At 64.3% G+C, this 750-nt stretch carries 1 protein-coding gene; it reads right to left on the bottom strand.

The window, feature by feature from the left end; all coding sequences use genetic code 11:
* A partial coding sequence (locus G3O01_RS45000; RefSeq protein ID WP_205814003.1) for an MBL fold metallo-hydrolase occupies window positions 1–750 on the bottom strand: 750 nt, incomplete at both ends.

Here is a 750-nt window from a genome sequence, read left to right as displayed (position 1 = left end):
CGTTGTGTTCGCCCATGAACGGAATGGCGGTGATGGCGCCGCCGGGCAGCTTGATTTCCTGGGCATCCCGAACTTCCAGCACGTCGTCGAAGCCGAGCTTGCGCAACGCCAGTTCCATCGACGGATCTTGCGGAAAGCCGTCGAGATTGCGGCCGACCACCACGGTCTTGACCTTGTGGCGAAGCTGCAGCAGCGTCTCGAGGACGATGTGATCGTGATGGCTGTGCGTGATCAGCACGTAGTCGATCTGGTCCGGCAGGTCGGCGAACGTGTAGCGCGGCAGCGCGGTGTCGTAGCCGTAGCTGATCACCGGATCGATCAGGATGCTCACGCCGCGGCTCTGGATCAGCACGCACGCGTGACCGTAGTAGCGGATGCGGATGTCGTCGCCGTCGAACGAACGATCCGGTTTCGGCGCCGGCGCCTCCTCGGTGAAGAACGTGCGGAACAGCGGCTCGTCCTGCTCCGCCACGCGCATCAGGTCGACGATCTTCGCGTAGCTGCCGGGCGTGTCGCGCATGCGGAACAGCGTGTCGAGCGCGCGGTCGTCGAACGCCATGTTGCAGAACACCGTGCGATCGTCGCGGAGCCGGGGCGTGCTGAGGATGAACGGCCGCGGCGTGTGCTCCTCGATCGCCGACAGCGCGATGCTTTGCGCATCGCGCGCATCGAACGGGCACGCGGACAGCAGGCTTTCGAACACCCGAGACGACGGAGCGTGGGTGAGGTCCGAGTATATTAGTGCATAAA

It is taken from the genome of Burkholderia sp. Ac-20365 (assembly GCF_017104715.1).
GTDB lineage: Bacteria > Pseudomonadota > Gammaproteobacteria > Burkholderiales > Burkholderiaceae > Paraburkholderia.
This window is presented reverse-complemented; position numbering and strand designations above follow the sequence as displayed.